At 55.4% G+C, this 13,697-nt stretch carries 15 protein-coding genes; 11 read left to right on the top strand and 4 right to left on the bottom strand.

The features are described from left to right. Positions 1–20 precede the first annotated feature (20 nt). The gene (locus tag K1Y02_11905; GenBank protein MBX7257056.1) at positions 21–824 is read right to left on the bottom strand and encodes a hypothetical protein; all 804 of its coding nucleotides are present in this window, start codon (positions 822–824) and stop codon (positions 21–23) included. A 157-nt stretch (positions 825–981) separates the two neighbouring features. Here K1Y02_11905 and K1Y02_11910 point away from each other — a divergent pair, with 157 nt between their 5' ends. The 3 genes from K1Y02_11910 (at position 982) to K1Y02_11920 (ending at position 3,872) form a co-directional block, all read left to right on the top strand. Then, positions 982–2,685, top strand: coding sequence for a glycosyltransferase family 39 protein (locus tag K1Y02_11910; GenBank protein MBX7257057.1), 1,704 nt, complete (start codon positions 982–984; stop codon positions 2,683–2,685). A 67-nt stretch (positions 2,686–2,752) separates the two neighbouring features. Then, positions 2,753–3,544, top strand: a complete 792-nt coding sequence (nagB, locus tag K1Y02_11915) for a glucosamine-6-phosphate deaminase (protein ID MBX7257058.1) — start codon at positions 2,753–2,755, stop codon at positions 3,542–3,544. A 55-nt stretch (positions 3,545–3,599) separates the two neighbouring features. Further along, positions 3,600–3,872, top strand: a complete 273-nt coding sequence (locus K1Y02_11920) for an acyl-CoA-binding protein (protein ID MBX7257059.1) — start codon at positions 3,600–3,602, stop codon at positions 3,870–3,872. 41 nt (positions 3,873–3,913) lie between these two features. On the opposite strand, the gene K1Y02_11925 is transcribed toward K1Y02_11920, so the two are convergent. Then, entirely contained in the window at positions 3,914–4,795 is an 882-nt protein-coding gene (locus K1Y02_11925; GenBank protein ID MBX7257060.1) for an aldo/keto reductase, read from the bottom strand. A gap of 531 nt (positions 4,796–5,326) precedes the next feature. On the opposite strand from K1Y02_11925, the gene K1Y02_11930 reads away from it, so the two are divergent. From K1Y02_11930 to K1Y02_11950, 5 genes are all read left to right on the top strand, one after another. Continuing rightward, positions 5,327–7,048 carry a hypothetical protein gene (locus K1Y02_11930; GenBank protein ID MBX7257061.1) on the top strand — a complete coding sequence of 574 codons (1,722 nt, stop codon included), beginning with the start codon at positions 5,327–5,329 and terminating at the stop codon, positions 7,046–7,048. A 250-nt stretch (positions 7,049–7,298) separates the two neighbouring features. Further along, positions 7,299–7,529, top strand: coding sequence for a CopG family transcriptional regulator (locus K1Y02_11935; GenBank protein MBX7257062.1), 231 nt, complete (start codon positions 7,299–7,301; stop codon positions 7,527–7,529). Further along, on the top strand, positions 7,526–7,993 hold the full coding sequence (locus K1Y02_11940) for a VapC toxin family PIN domain ribonuclease (GenBank protein MBX7257063.1): 468 nt from the start codon (positions 7,526–7,528) through the stop codon (positions 7,991–7,993). The genes K1Y02_11935 and K1Y02_11940 overlap by 4 nt, the downstream gene beginning before the upstream one ends. A 129-nt stretch (positions 7,994–8,122) precedes the next feature. Further along, on the top strand, positions 8,123–8,374 hold the full coding sequence (locus K1Y02_11945; GenBank protein MBX7257064.1) for an AbrB/MazE/SpoVT family DNA-binding domain-containing protein: 252 nt from the start codon (positions 8,123–8,125) through the stop codon (positions 8,372–8,374). Further along, positions 8,371–8,778: a type II toxin-antitoxin system VapC family toxin gene (locus K1Y02_11950; GenBank protein MBX7257065.1), complete on the top strand. Its 408-nt coding sequence runs from the start codon at positions 8,371–8,373 to the stop codon at positions 8,776–8,778. The genes K1Y02_11945 and K1Y02_11950 overlap by 4 nt, the downstream gene beginning before the upstream one ends. Positions 8,779–8,811: 33 nt before the next feature. Here the strand turns inward: K1Y02_11950 and K1Y02_11955 are convergent, their stop codons facing one another. Next, a complete protein-coding gene (locus tag K1Y02_11955) occupies positions 8,812–10,335 on the bottom strand; it encodes a PQQ-binding-like beta-propeller repeat protein (GenBank protein ID MBX7257066.1) in 1,524 nt (507 codons plus the stop codon). A 243-nt stretch (positions 10,336–10,578) separates the two neighbouring features. On the opposite strand from K1Y02_11955, the gene K1Y02_11960 reads away from it, so the two are divergent. Next, positions 10,579–11,046 (top strand): nucleotidyltransferase family protein, encoded by a 468-nt coding sequence (locus K1Y02_11960; protein MBX7257067.1) that lies wholly within the window; start codon positions 10,579–10,581, stop codon positions 11,044–11,046. Positions 11,047–11,092: 46 nt separating this feature from the next. Here K1Y02_11960 and K1Y02_11965 read toward each other — a convergent pair whose 3' ends face one another. Beyond that, positions 11,093–11,608, bottom strand: coding sequence for a peptidylprolyl isomerase (locus tag K1Y02_11965; GenBank protein MBX7257068.1), 516 nt, complete (start codon positions 11,606–11,608; stop codon positions 11,093–11,095). A 195-nt stretch (positions 11,609–11,803) separates the two neighbouring features. On the opposite strand from K1Y02_11965, the gene K1Y02_11970 reads away from it, so the two are divergent. Both K1Y02_11970 and K1Y02_11975 read left to right on the top strand, forming a co-directional pair. Next, positions 11,804–12,265, top strand: coding sequence for a MaoC family dehydratase (locus tag K1Y02_11970; protein MBX7257069.1), 462 nt, complete (start codon positions 11,804–11,806; stop codon positions 12,263–12,265). Between the two features lie 19 nt (positions 12,266–12,284). Next, positions 12,285–13,547 (top strand): DegT/DnrJ/EryC1/StrS family aminotransferase, encoded by a 1,263-nt coding sequence (locus tag K1Y02_11975; protein ID MBX7257070.1) that lies wholly within the window; start codon positions 12,285–12,287, stop codon positions 13,545–13,547. Positions 13,548–13,697: the final 150 nt, after the last annotated feature.

Raw genomic sequence — 13,697 nt, forward strand, 5'->3', positions numbered from 1 at the left:
TCACTCGCTGTCCCTGGAACTTATAGGCCGCCCCCAAACAATCCAAGGATGGCGTTCAGAATCTGCTGAAACAGTGCTATCAGAACCGCGAAGATGCCCCCGAATCCTCCGCCTTGTGGCGCAGGCTTCACGATATTCAACTTCACGCGCGCGACGTTATTGCTCTCATTTTTCTCAAGCACGTGATCGTGCGGGTCCGCCTCGGACTCCAGCCAATACGTCCCGTCAGGCACGTTGGTAATGTCAATCCATTGGTCCGGCAGATTCTTCGTGTAGACGTCTTGGTACCCCACAGAGATACCCTGCAACTGAGTGGAGCACTCGACGAAGAATGGCTGTGCGGGCACATTCGGCAATGACCCGTCGAAGACTTCGGTGTCGCGCAAACAGAAGCTCGTCTTGCCGCCTTCTGCCACAATGTCACCCACGCCATCACCTGGCAACACCGCGCGCAGCCGGTACGCCGCCCAATCGTCCACGTGCGTGTGATTGTGTGTCGGGTGGTAAATAAACTCGCCTGCGGGCCTGTCGTAATATGAATCGTCGGAGCGGAACACGCGCTGGTCAACCAACTGTGTTTCCGAATCTGGGAGAGGCGTTTCCCCAATCATGTACAGCGGCCCATCGCCGATATTTGGCGTCCCGTTCGCAAAGCGCAGATGCACATGACCAGGTTCTATGTTGGTCACGATACTGTGGTCATTCAACAAGTCGGGATCCACAATGATGTCAGGCAACAGATCCGCTACCGGTACGCCCCCATAGGCTATTCCCGCTACTCCAAGCCAGACACAGACTGTCCACGCAGACCAATGCCGTCTCATTTCATGTACTCCTTGCAACAAATAGGACACATCAAGACCAACCTACCACTATTCTGAGTCATTGAAACACCTCGGTCAAGGCAAATAGTTCTGTCGTACGTCCCAAGTACTGTATGCTTTGAGCTTTAAACGTCTTAACCGAACTGGGATCTGCGTTTTGAAAGGGACAATCATCAATAACCTGCTTCGCTCCTCAGCCTTCTGGTGTGCCATGCTGACCGTGGCGCTGCTTGCCCCCTTCTTGAACAAGGCATTCCACATCGACGACCCCCTCTTTCTGTGGGTGGCCAAGCAAATTCACGCCCATCCGCTCGATTACTATGGATTCGACGTGAATTGGAGTGGACATCTGACTCCGATGGCCCAGGAGAATATGAATCCGCCTCTCGTCGGCTACTACATCGCACTTGCCGCTTGCTTCGTAGGCTGGAGCGAGATTCCCCTTCATGCTGCTTTCCTGGTGCCGGCAGCGTTGTTTGCGCTCGGAGTCAACGTACTGTCGCGCCGGTTCTGCGCACAGCCAGGCTACGCGACGGCGCTCTCCATACTCTCGCCGGTCTTCCTCATCTCTTCCACCAGCGTCATGACCGATGCCTTCATGACCACACTGTACGTCTGGAGTGTCGTGCTTTGGCTCAAGGCTTCGGATGAAGACAAAGCCTGGCTCTACGTCCTCGCGGCCATCACGATAGTCGCCGCCGCGCTCTCCAAGTACTTCGCAATTAGTCTGGTCCCTCTATTGGCAGCCTACTCGGTGGCCAGCAAACATCCCGTCCGCCGGTGGCTGCCCGCGCTATTCTTGGCGTTGATTCTGTTTGGACTGTATGAATGGCACTCCCAATCTCGCTACGGGGGTGGTTCCCTGCTGACCGCCGCGCTATACAAGGCCCCCGATCAATCAGGAACTGGCAAATCGCTCTTCCTTCGAACCCTCACGGCCCTTTCATTCACCGGCGGGTGCCTCGCAGGCCTGCTCTTCGTGAGTCCGCTCCTGCTGACAAGGAGAAGGTTGGCCATTGCCGGGATTCTCGCTGTCGCCACGTTCTTGTTGCTCGCGGTCCTTCCGGCAAGCAAAGCCCTGCTTGTCAACGTGTGGCCATGGTACTTCTGGCCAGCGTTGGGACAGCTCGCGCTGTGGATTGTTGTGGGCGCATCCGTCCTCATTCTGGCGGCAAATGACCTGCTGCATCGCCGCGATCCCCGCTCGATCCTGCTGGCCCTGTGGGTCGCAGGCACGTTCATCTTCGCGGCCTACCTCAATTGGTCCGTTACGGCACGAACAATCCTGCCTCTGGTCCCGCCAACTGTGATTCTTGCCGTTCGCCAGATTGAAATAACGCGCCCTTGGTTTCGAGAAGCCGCATGGAAGTGGCGTACAGTTCTCCCTCTGCTCCTGACCGCGGCGTTTTCCCTCTCCCTCACACGCGCGGACTACCTGCTAGCCGGTTCAGCGCGAACCGCCGCCTCGGGTGCATCGCACGAGTTGGCTTCATATACCAAACACATCTACTTCCTCGGCCAGTGGGGATTCCAATATTACATGCAAAACGCGGGAATGACTCCCGTCGATCTTGACAACGCCGACCTGTCAGAAGGGGATATCGTCATCAGTCCCAACAACAACAGCAATGTATTTCCACTCAAAGACGACCACGTTCGCGCCAAATCGGCGGTTGAATTGCCCGTGTGCCGCTGGACCACCCCAATGCTTGTACGGTTGGGGGCAGGATTTTACAGTGATCTTTGGGGACCGCTCCCCTTCGCATTTGGGCCCGTTTCTCCCGAACGCTACACGACATCTTTGATAGGGAAGCCCGGCAATCCCTTCGACCTTTCTTTTATGGAGTCGTCCCAACCGTAGACTACTACCCAAGAGTGCGCCGTTTACCGTAGAGTTAAGATTCCTGGAGGAAGGAGTCAATCGTCACATGGAAGTCATCATCATGCGCGACCGCGAATCGGCGGCCCAACTGACAGCCCGTTATCTCGCTCGGGAAATCCGCCGCAGACCCAAACTGGTCCTGGGACTCGCCACCGGGCGCACCATGGAATTGGTCTACGGAAAGCTCGTCGCCATGCACGAAGAAGATGGCCTCGATTTCTCTCTCGTCAGCACGTTCAATCTCGACGAGTACATCGGACTAGGCAGCCACGATGAACAATCCTATCGCCACTACATGAACCGGCATCTCTTCCAGCACGTGAACATCGATCCCCGCAATACGCATCTTCCCAACGGACTTGCCGACGACATCGACGCCGAGTGCGCCCATTACGAAGATTTGATTCGCGAGTGCGGGGGAATCGGTCTCCAGCTTCTGGGTATTGGCCGATCTGGCCACATCGGCTTCAACGAACCCCTGTCGGCCATGTATTCGCGAACCCGCGCCAAAGCGCTCACTCCGCAAACCATCGAACAAAACGCCCCCATGTTTCGAGACCCCGCCGATATGCCGAAACGCGCCATCACCATGGGTGTGGGGACAATCCTCGAATGCAAGCGATGTATCCTCCTTGCCACGGGCCGCGAGAAAGCCGAAGTCATCGCAAAAGCCGTCGAAGGCCCCGTCACCAGCATGATTTCCGCTTCCGCGCTTCAGCTTCATCCCCGTTGTTCGGTCATCATCGACGAGGAGGCCGCAACCTGCCTCGACAACCAGGAATACTACCGCTGGATCTTCGACAACGAACCCGAGTGGCAAGAGTTCCGCAAAATGTGATAGTACTTAAGGCGCAAAGGTGTGTCTGGTTTCATAACCCAAGGGGGATCGTCCCATGGCAGAAGATCTGAGCGTCCGATTCCGCGAAGCTTCCGAGGCCGTAAAGAACCTGTCTCAGGCGCCCGACAGCGAAACCATGCTCAAACTCTATGCCCTCTTCAAGCAGAGCACCGTCGGCGACAACACCGGCAAACGTCCGGGGATGATGGACTTCGTCGGCAAGGCCAAATACGACGCGTGGAAGGAACTGGAAGGCATCACCCCCGAAGAAGCGATGAACCGCTACATCGCCCTCGTCGACAGCCTCGTCGCCGCCGACAAAAAGTAGCGTCTGCCAATTCACGTCCGAGGTGCGCTATTGGGATCGGCTCACGCCGATCCCACCTCCTTGATCGCGCCCATGATTCCGTCAAGTTCTTTTGCGTTCATTACGCCGATTGTCATGGCGTCAACACTTCCGAGCCCGATCACAAACTTGATGGACTCATTCATTTTCGCGACCACTTCAGGATTTCCCTCCCCCAGGATCTTCATGCCTAGAACGCCTTTGCCTGCTTCGTGAATCTTCTGAAGCGCAGCAACGACTTCCTCGACGGGACCATCCATATTGGCTCCAAATGGATTGATACGGGCAAGCACGACGTCCACCCACGCCGTGTCCGCAACACGCTGCAACGCCTGCAAATTGTGGCAGGACACCCCATGCGCCCGGATGTGCCCCTTGGCCTTCGCTTCCGAAAGCACATCCATCGATGCCTTGAGCGTATCGGGCCAATTCTCCTCACCCGTTCTCAGACAATGCATCAGGACAACATCCAGATAGTCCGTATGGACCTCTTTACGAAAACGCTCGATATCCGCCCGCATCACGTCCGGTTCCCGGTTCCATACTTTCGAAAGCAACATTACCTTGTCGCGCGGAATTGCCTTCGCAAGTGCATCCTTCATATGGCCGTGAGAACCGTAGCGGTCGGCTAAATCAAAATAGGTAATGCCCTGTTGGTACGCGTATTCCAACAGATTGACCAATTCCTCCCGCGGCATTCGGGTCTGATCCGTAGTCCCCTCACGTCCTCGCGTACCGGTGCCCACTCCCAGCAACGAGCATGAAAGCCCCGACTTGCCCAACGGTCGAACTGTCGTCGCAGATACCGCGTTCGCTTCAGGAGCGCCAATTACAGGCAGACTTGTCGTTGCTGCTATGGCCCCAACAGTGTGTTTTATGAAGCTTCGACGTGTGAGCTGACGCATGATGGCCTCCTCTTCGCCCCCCTAGGCTGTCAATGACTATGCCTCAACTTGCCATTGGATTCTGTCTACACGTCCCTTGAGTTTCAAGTTCGGCCATAGCAACCAAGTAAGACATCTCGCGCAATCTGGATTATAAATTCTACATTCCCGCTCATATTTGCAGAGCCGTATTCATCATAGCCCACTTCAAGAATGAGCCCCCACCACGACCTCGTGCTCACATAAGAAACGCCACTCGCCGCCTTCGCCCCCCCTTCGAACACCGATCAATCGCCAATTTCGACGCCCTAGAAGACGCCCTTTCTCGGGGCTCTTCGAGGGGCCTAATACTGATGGGCGTTGCCTATACCCCTACTCCTTATGTATTAGCTTTGCATTTTTTCAGCGCACGTGATAATATCTCAGTAGTTCTCGCTTTTACTGTATCCGCCCGATGCGGGGGTTGGATTTGGGTGGGACAACCTCGGAAGTCGTTAGACTAGATGATTTCCATGACTCTTCACTCACAATCAGGCAGGAAGTACTGCGCCCATGGCGTCTACGCCTAGCGACACATCCACTCGAACTGCTCAAGGAAAGGAAGCGTCTCGCTTTCCGATCTGGAAGACTACTCCGGGCTTGCCGGACGCTCAAGGCGGAGAGACAAGCAAACCCGGCATCGGTGAGAATCGTAAACGGCAATCAGACCACAGTCTGCCCATTTACTCCCTTCGCCTCGTTCCCGTCGCCCTCATCGTAGTTGCCTTTTCGTGCTACTTTTGCAGCGTGTATTTCCCAGGTGTGGATGACGCATATATTTCCCTCCGCTATGCCCTGAACTTTTTCCGCGGGGACGGCCTGATTTGGAATCCCGGACAAGAGGCCGTTCAGGGCTACTCCAACCTCCTCTACACACTACTGCTCTCAGTGGGTTTCCTCTTCTTCGACAAATACCAAATCTATGAATGGGCCTTTGTCATCAACGTGCTGGCAGGAATTGGAGTCGTCCTGGTTTTGTTTCGATTCTTTCGTTCTTCAAATCGGCTGGGTGAAGGTGCGGCGCTCACGATGGCCTACCTATTGGCTCTCTGCCCTGCCTTGTCCTATTGGATATGGTCCGGCATGGAGACAATCCCTGTGTTGTTTCTTCAGGTCCTTGTATGGATCGCTGTTCAGACTATCGTTGACAAGAAGGAGCGTAACGGCAGCTTGCTCTTCATCGGGGCAAGTGTGCTTCTTGTTCTCAGCCGGGCAGACGGTTTTGTAATGCCTGTGTTCGGTGTCGCATATCTTGCGTTGGTCCAGCGGCAAGTTCGCACCGCCTGTATCTTGGGTGGGATTGTTGCCTTAACCTTTGTAAGTCTTGCGTTATGGCAGCACGCGTACTACGGAGACTGGCTACCGAACACCGTCAGGGCAAAGGTGCAAGACGGCACGTTGCCAGAACGAATATTGGTCGCCTTGAAGATGCTATTCGTTACGTTTTCAGTTAGAGGGACGGAGATTCCACATACTCCATTCTTTTTCCGCCTTGGCCTTTGGCTGCCTTTGCTGGCCGTGACTTGCCATGCGTTTGTGGTAATACGTAAAGACGGTTTCAAAGGGCTTCCATTCCCATCGTTCTTCGTTTGGGCGTGGCTACTCTATTGGATTCGGAACGGAGGAGACCACTTTGACGATCGATTTCTCGTGCTCTGGTGGCCCGCAGGCTTGTATTCAGCGGTATGGTTGTCGAACCTCCCCGCGAGACATTCCTATCGCTGTCGGCTATTAGTTATCTTGACCGTATCGCTTGTCTATGCACTTTCCATGATTCCGTCTCAACCAGGGGGATACAACGCGTACTCATTCAAAGCTTGGCCAAAAGACCTTTATGACCATGTAAGACAGTTGGCCGACCTCCTAAATCGCCGCTACAATGGGGAGTATATAGCAGTCATTGGAGCAGGATATCTGCCTTATTTTAGCGGGAACCCCGCAGTTGACTGCCTTGGGCTCAATGATCGAACTATTGCCTGTACGCCGGCAGCATTTCAGTTTCCTGGCCACAACAAGCATAATGAGCAGTACCTTATGTCGCGAAGGCCGAAGGTCATTTTTACGACTCCGATTAGCGAGCTCGACAGTAATGACCCCCAGATGCTTACAGGGGGCCACTTGTCTCTCTATGAGAGTAATGGCTATCGGTGGGTTGATTTGTGGACCGGTCGAATTCTCGACCCGCGAACGGGGGGAGATAGTAACATTTCCCCCGCCTTAGTTCGGCAAGATTAGGCCACGCCACTTCCCGCGAAAAACCCGACGCTTGACTCTTCCACCTTAGCGACTAGCTGGAATACATCCGGTCACGCAAGACACCCAATGCACCCGTCGAAGTTGGAGTCAGCTCAGCTTCAGCCGCCCATCTCGCCAACAAGGCCCTCCGCGAAAACGCCGTCGCAAAGTGGAGTTGATTGTTCACTACATTGCATCATGATGCGGGATCATCTTGACATCAACGTCATCTTCTGAAATACTGAATCTCATGAGAACAACCATAACCATAGATGACGATCTGCTCGCAGCCGCCAAGTATCTCGCACTCGCCAAGTCCCAGACTGTCGGTCGCGTGATTTCGGACTTGGCGCGCCGTGGCCTGGGTAGCCCCACCCACACGGTCAAGAAGAATAAGAAGGGGTTTCCTGCGTTTGATGTTCGTGCCGATTCGCGAGTTATTACGCTCGAGGACGTCAAGAAGTACGAGGACGAGTTGTGAGTGTTGGCCTTCTCGATGTGAACATGCTCATCGCCCTCGCGTGGCCTTCGCATGTTCATCATCAGGTAGCGCAAACGTGGTTCTCAGCCAATCAATCACGGGGCTGGGCGACGTGCCCGATGACTCAATGCGCGTTTGTGCGTATTTCATCGAACCAGCGAATCATACCCGATGCCGTTCAACCGCAGGAAGCTCTAACCCTACTCGGCGAGATTGTCGCCCTGAAGCATCATCGATTCTGGCCCGACAGCATTTCTCTGACCAACATACTCTTGCCTGCCGCTTCGCTGGTAGGTCATCGCCAAGTCACAGACGCTTACCTGTTGAGTCTGTCCATTCACCAGAAAGGGAAGTTGATAACCCTCGATCAGGGCATTGCCGCACTTCTACCGCCTGGCAGCCCTCACAGAAGCGCGCTGGAGATTGTTCCTACTGAAATCCCGCCCCGCGCCAAGCGCAAGTAACGGCATGGAACCTTAGCTCTCTGCGCTTCAATTCTCTCGCGCCAAATCTCTGCGCGTTTATAGCGCACGGGAGATTTCTCCGATACAGTCTCCTTGAACTCCGAGAAGTAAGATGATATCTTACCTTCTATGAAAACACTGATATCCACAAAGGGACAGATTATTCTTCCCGCCGAGATTCGCCGCCGCGACCGGATCGAACCGGGTCAGGAGTTTGAGATTGAGCGGATTCGAAGCGGCGAATACAAGCTGAAGCGCAAGAGTCCTCCCCGAAACGCGGGCCTCGTTAAACTTCTCTTGGCCTGCCCCGTCAAAGAGTGGTTTGAGGAACCGAAGTCGCTCGGCACCACCGACGACCTCAAGACTCCGAGCCTGGGATGACTTACCTCGTCGATTCCAACGTTTTGAGCGAGGCTACACGGGTTTCACCCGACAACAAGGTTGTTTCTTGGCTGACGGACCATGAACGCGAACTGGTAGTTGACCCTATCGTGCTTGGAGAACTGAGAATGGGGATACTTGCGCTTCCCCGTGGCCGGAAACGCGCGCAGCTTGAACGCTGGTTCGAGGCTCTATCCGCCACAATTACATGCTTGCCGTGGGACCGCACCGTCAGTGCCCGTTGGGCCCAACTCGTGACTGACCTTAAACGAAAAGGCCAGACACTCCCTCTGCTCGATAGTATGATTGCCGCCACCGCCCTCGTACACAAGCTCACAATTGCCACGCGGAATGTCAGCAATTTCCAGCCGGCCGGCGTCAGGATCATCAACCCGTTCACCTGATCCGAACCCCAATGCCGTTACACCCGGCTCTCGCTATCCCTCGCTCTTGATCGCGTACAACATATTCAGCGTGTTCACATACAACACGCCATTCGCCGCCGCCGGTGTCGATGCCGTGGGCGCGGGTAATTCAACCGTTGCCAAGACCTGCAGTTCGCGCGTTGCGCTTAATATGCACATCTTCTTATTGCGCGACCCAATATAGACTTTGCCGTCGGCCACAAGTGGCGAACCCCAGATGTCTCCGCCCAGCTTATGTGTCCAACACGCTTGTCCCGTCTCCGCGTCGACGCAATGCACCACTCCATCGCAATCACCGATGAATACAAGTCCATTGGAAACCGCGGGCGTCGAACAACAGAATATGCTCATCGGATACGACCAAATCTCTCCTGTGGACGTGATGTCGCCGGTCTTGCTTGCGTCAATGCACTTCAGCCAGGACTGCTCTTTCCCCCACCAGATATCGCCGCCCACCGTCACGTATACACGTCCATTCAGAATGACCGGCATGCTTTCGATCACGCTCGGGCTTTCCTTGCGATTGCTGAGGTAGTTGGCCACATTTTCTTTTGGGGCGGTCGGATCGCAATCGAACTTCCACACCCGATTGAGTGTCTTCAGCTCCGCTGGCGCAACACCCTGCTGCAACGCATCGAATGCATAACAAACGCCATCTGGCCCACCGAAAATGATGAGCCTCTTACCATTCACTTCGCCCAGCGCCGGCGGCGACCACGTCGCGTGGAACGTGAGCGGTCCGAGGTGCTCTCCGTCGCGCGCAAGCACCTTCCCCGACGCCTTGTCCAGCACCACCAGGCTCGGCGCATCGGGTTTGCGAATCACTTTGTGCGTATTGTCTACCCCGTTTCCCGAGTTGAGGTACAGCTTGTCTCCGTCTATCAGAATCGACGAGTGCGCCCCGTCGTGCGGATACATGCCCACCGCTGTCGGCAGGTCCACCAGCCAGATAATGTCGGCATCCGTGGCCGTCACCTCCAGCGGCTCGGTACCCGCGGGAACCATGTGCTTGCCCTCGTCCAAGAATGGCCCGTCGTTTCCGTTCGCCTGACCATCCATATCGAGACACACAATCTCGAAACGGTTTGTCATGATATAGGCGCGATTCCCCTCCACCGTCGCCGCGGAACACATCCCGATCATTGGCCAATCCAGGTAATTATCTCCTCCGATGCGAGGCGACGCGAGCTGCCATACCAGACTTCCGTCCGCTTCGTTTAGACACAGCAGAACCGCGCAATCCGCTGTGTTGCGCGTATCCCGGGGCGCTTCATTGTTTCCCCCTATGAGTACCTTGCCGCCCGCAATAACCGGCGAACCATACGCATTGCCGCCCAGCGGCGCAGACCACTTCACGTTTGCGCCGGTCTCCAAATCGAAACTGGACGGAAGCCCACTTTCGCTTGAGACCATGTTTCGCGAGAATCGTTCACCCCATTGCGGGCGATCGTCTGCGCTTGCTAAGCGCGTACCGTGAAAAAACATGGCCAGACTGATCACTGCACCTGTGCAGATTAGACTTCGACAGTCATTCATTCTTCACCCCCTGCAAGTCCTCACGTTCGATTGACTATGGCCTAGATAAGGGGTAATTGGCAAGAAATGGTGCCTTGTCTTCCAGTTCGTGTGTCGATAGACTAGATGTCATGGAGAGAAGACTAGCAGTCACCAATCACGCCGCACAGGCCGAAGCGGACCGGGCTTACTGGATAAGCTGTACCCCCGAGGAGCGTCTTGATGCGGTAGAATTGCTCCGTATCGAGGCAGGGAAGTTCCTATATGAATACCCATCCCGACTTCGAAGAGTTGTTTCAGTTACTCGAAAAGCACCGCGTTGATTACATGATTGTCGGGGGGTACGCCGTCGCATATCACGGATACCCACGCTTCACCAAAGACTTAGACATCTTCTATGATTCCTCGCTAGAAAACATCGAACGAATTCGTCATGTCCTGTTGGAGTTTGGATTTGAGCCAAATGACCTCTCCGAAAAGACCTTTTCCGAAAAGGGCGCAATCATTACGTTCGGTGTAGCTCCAAGCCGAGTCGACTTTCTCAACGATATCGATGGAGTACAGTTCTCTGCTGCGAAAAAACAAACTGTCCGCGGCAAGTACGGAAAGGTCCATGTGTCATTCATTAGTCTGGATGACTTGATCAAAAACAAACGCGCCACCTTGCGCTCTCAAGACAAAGTGGACGCGGATGAATTGGTTCAGATTCGAGATCGGTGTACTCGTCAATAGTGGCAGCAGAGTCGGCTACTCGCTAGGAGCACTGAAGCCCGCCATATTAGCGTTTCCGAGGAAACTTCTTGTCGAGCACCAAATTCCACTCGTCAACCTGCGCCTGCGTCTTGCTGAACAAGCCGCTTGTGTCGCCTTCGATGTCGATACGCTCGATTCGGTCATTCTGCGCAATCTTGTCCACGACTGCCTGGTCGGACGCGTCAACAACCGCGCCAAACACCGTGTGTTTGCCGTCGAGCCAATCTGTCGGTACGTGCGTGATGAAGAACTGGCTGCCATTTGTACCCGGGCCTGCGTTCGCCATCGACAAAATGCCCGGCCGGTTGTGTTTAAGGGCAGGAGTACACTCGTCTTTGAACTTGTAACCTGGTCCCCCGGTTCCCGTACCCAGTGGGCATCCTCCCTGGATCATGAACTTTGCGATAACCCTATGAAACGTAAGGCCGTCGTAATAGCCCCTTTGCGCCAGATTCACGAAGTTGGCAACCGTCACGGGTGCCTGCTCCGCAAAGAGTTCGATTCGAATAGTGCCTTTGTTCGTTTGAATGGTAGCCTGCATGGTTGTTGGTCCTCCGATGCTCATCCTAACACATCGCCACCCCGTTCTTTGAATTCGACGTACCCGAATACTCTTCGTGCTTCGTGGCATCCAGCAACGTTGCCCACAGTGCGCACGCACAGTGTGCTTGACATCCCTGTCCTCCAAAGCGCATATAGGCATCTGTTTTTCCCGAGACCGTAAAAGGAGATTCTCATGTCCGCGACGATTATTCCCCTCAGCGAGCTTAAAGACTGGGCAGGCCGCGAACTCGGCGTGTCCGATTGGCACGATATTACGCAACAAGATGTGAATACGTTTGCCGATGTAACCCACGATCATCAATGGATTCACGTTGATGTCGAGCGCGCCAAACGCGAATCGCCCTTTGGCGGCCCCATCGCGCACGGCTACTTTACACTCTCCCTGATTCCCCACCTTACGGCTTCCATCTGGGACGTTTCCGGCACGTCAGCCGCTCTCAACTACGGCCTCAACAAGCTCCGATTCCCAGCGCCTGTTCTCATAGGAACGCGCATTCGCGCACGCGCCGTACTTGACTCCGTCGACGGCCTCCCCGGCGGTGGGGCTCAAACCCAAGTGACGATTACCATCGAATCGGAAGGCGGCTCCAAGCCCGTCTGCGTTGCCGAGGCACTCTTCCGCTACTACGGATAGAAAGGGACGCTCGTCGAATATGCGCCGTGATGACCTGCCCGCCCTACTAAGTGGTACGCCTATCATCACGCAGCCCTTCGTTCCCTTTCCTCGTACGTTGGGGAACGAACTCGACGAAGTTGCTGGCGTGCTCAGTTCAGACAACTGGCTCCATGCGTCCGCGACTCAACGCTTCGAGAAACAATTCGCCGGCTATATCGGCGCGCGCCACGCCGTCGCGGTCAACACCGGCGGTATGGCACTGCAAATGGCAATTCGCGCCCTCGGAATCGGACCCGGCGATGAAGTCCTCATGCAAGTCGACGCGTGTATTGCCGATGCATTCGCCGTCTTCAACGCCGGGGCCGTGCCCATCTTTGCGGACAGCGACCCAGAGACGTTCATGCTCAATCTCGATTCCGCCGAAGCGACCGTCGGTCCGCGCACCAAGGCCATAATCGCAATACATATGTGGGGCCGCCCGGAAAACATGGACGCCGTGGCTGAGTTCGCCCGCAAACACAGTCTTATCCTTATCGACGATGCGTGTCTCGCATGCGGCGCGGAATGGCGCGGCAAAAAAGTCGGCACGCTCGGACAAGTCGGCATCTTTTCTTTCGGAAGCATGAAACCACTTCAAGCCGGCGGCGGCGGGGCCATTGTGACGAACGACGACGGTCTCGCGAACGCCTTGCGCGCGTCACGCGCCTGGGGCGACGCGGTGGACATTACCGGCATCAGCGATCAAACCGAACTGGCCTGGAACGGCCGCATCTCGGACATTCTCTCTGCGGTGCTTCTCGGACAGTTGGCAGGCTATCCAGCACACCTGAAAACTCTCCAGGACGGTGCGTCCAAGTTGGAGCACCTCATTTCCGGCATTCCAGGCATCCGTATCATGGACCACGACGCGCGAATCACGGCCCAGGCGCACACACAATTCCTTTTCAAGATCGACGAACAGATAGTGGGGTTCTCGCAAAACACCTTGGCTACCGCGCTCGAGGCTGAAGGAATCCCTACTGTTTGGCACAGTGCATTTCAGCCCGTAACTACGCTCTCATTCTTCGAGTCCGAACGCTGGCGTACCTGGGCCGTCGGGCACACCAATCCCAAACGCCTCGCGCACAATTACTCCCGCCCCTACCCCGGAGCCGACCGCAGTTTCTACCACACCGGCATGAGCATCGGACGTACCGTCCTCTGCAGTGGCGACGAAGCTATCCATCAAACCGCCGCCGCTATCAAACGCATCTGCGCCAACTCGGAAGCACTCCGCGCATGGGAATCCGCCAATCCCTGACTCTCAGTTGTTTGCCCACATCTCCGATCTCCAATGCCTCTTCCACCCTTCTCACCTGTTCTTATTCGATTCGTGTTCTCCACAATCGAGACGCAGGATACAGATTCATGATCTGCCAATGGTCCGCCAACTCCCTGCGTCTCCGCGCCT

The sequence above is a fragment of the Candidatus Hydrogenedentota bacterium genome, assembly GCA_019695095.1.
Lineage (GTDB): Bacteria > Hydrogenedentota > Hydrogenedentia > Hydrogenedentales > SLHB01 > JAIBAQ01.

Coding starts and splice junctions, on each gene's coding strand:
- K1Y02_11905 (MBX7257056.1), bottom strand. CDS start 824: ATGAGACGGCATTGGTCTGCGTGGACAGTCTGTGTCTGGCTTGGAGTA.
- nagB (MBX7257058.1), top strand. CDS start 2,753: ATGGAAGTCATCATCATGCGCGACCGCGAATCGGCGGCCCAACTGACA.
- K1Y02_11920 (MBX7257059.1), top strand. CDS start 3,600: ATGGCAGAAGATCTGAGCGTCCGATTCCGCGAAGCTTCCGAGGCCGTA.
- K1Y02_11925 (MBX7257060.1), bottom strand. CDS start 4,795: ATGCGTCAGCTCACACGTCGAAGCTTCATAAAACACACTGTTGGGGCC.
- K1Y02_11930 (MBX7257061.1), top strand. CDS start 5,327: ATGGCGTCTACGCCTAGCGACACATCCACTCGAACTGCTCAAGGAAAG.
- K1Y02_11935 (MBX7257062.1), top strand. CDS start 7,299: ATGAGAACAACCATAACCATAGATGACGATCTGCTCGCAGCCGCCAAG.
- K1Y02_11945 (MBX7257064.1), top strand. CDS start 8,123: ATGAAAACACTGATATCCACAAAGGGACAGATTATTCTTCCCGCCGAG.
- K1Y02_11950 (MBX7257065.1), top strand. CDS start 8,371: ATGACTTACCTCGTCGATTCCAACGTTTTGAGCGAGGCTACACGGGTT.
- K1Y02_11955 (MBX7257066.1), bottom strand. CDS start 10,335: ATGAATGACTGTCGAAGTCTAATCTGCACAGGTGCAGTGATCAGTCTG.
- K1Y02_11960 (MBX7257067.1), top strand. CDS start 10,579: ATGAATACCCATCCCGACTTCGAAGAGTTGTTTCAGTTACTCGAAAAG.
- K1Y02_11965 (MBX7257068.1), bottom strand. CDS start 11,608: ATGCAGGCTACCATTCAAACGAACAAAGGCACTATTCGAATCGAACTC.
- K1Y02_11970 (MBX7257069.1), top strand. CDS start 11,804: ATGTCCGCGACGATTATTCCCCTCAGCGAGCTTAAAGACTGGGCAGGC.
- K1Y02_11975 (MBX7257070.1), top strand. CDS start 12,285: ATGCGCCGTGATGACCTGCCCGCCCTACTAAGTGGTACGCCTATCATC.